The sequence below is a fragment of the Pseudomonas sp. IPO3749 genome (assembly GCF_013386605.1).
Taxonomy (GTDB): domain Bacteria; phylum Pseudomonadota; class Gammaproteobacteria; order Pseudomonadales; family Pseudomonadaceae; genus Aquipseudomonas; species Aquipseudomonas azotoformans_A.
In genome coordinates, this window is sequence record NZ_JACARN010000132.1 from 1 (window position 1) to 669 (window position 669).

Annotated in this window: 1 protein-coding gene; it reads left to right on the top strand. The window is 63.5% G+C overall.

Annotation, left to right across the window (positions count from 1 at the left end):
• Nucleotides 1-669: DUF3656 domain-containing protein (locus HX812_RS31385; RefSeq protein ID WP_178949152.1), on the top strand; the 669-nt coding region annotated here is incomplete at both ends.

Sequence of the window (669 nt, forward strand, 5' to 3'; positions counted from 1 at the left end):
GGAAGACGGCGAGAAGCGCTACCGCTACCGCGTCGAGCCGAACGAAATGCCGGCCGGCCTGCACCAACTGCGCCCGAACCACCCGTTGAACCGTAACCTGGACCACAACTGGCAACAGGCGCTGCTCAAGACTTCATCCGAGCGCCGTATCGGCCTGACCTGGGCTGCTCGTCTGCGCGAAGCGCAGCTGGAAGTCACCGCCACCAGCGAAGAAGGCATCAGCGCCAGCGTCACCCTGCCCGGCCCGTTCGGCGTGGCCAACAAGCCGGAACAGGCGCTGGACACCCTGCGCGACTTGCTCGGCCAGTTGGGCACCACCGAATACCACGCGACCGACATCCAACTGGATGCGCCGCAGGCGTTCTTCATCCCTAACTCACAGCTCAAGGCCTTGCGCCGCGAAGTGATCGAAGCGCTGACCGCTGCCCGTGTGGCCGCTCACCCGCGTGGTGGACGCAAAGCCGAAACCACTCCGCCGCCGGTCTATCCGGAAGCGCATCTGTCGTTCCTGGCCAACGTCTACAACCAGAAGGCCCGTGATTTCTATTACCGTCACGGCGTGAAGCTGATCGACGCCGCCTTCGAAGCCCATGAAGAAACCGGCGAAGTGCCGGTGATGATCACCAAGCACTGCCTGCGCTTCTCGTTCAACCTGTGCCCTAAACAGGC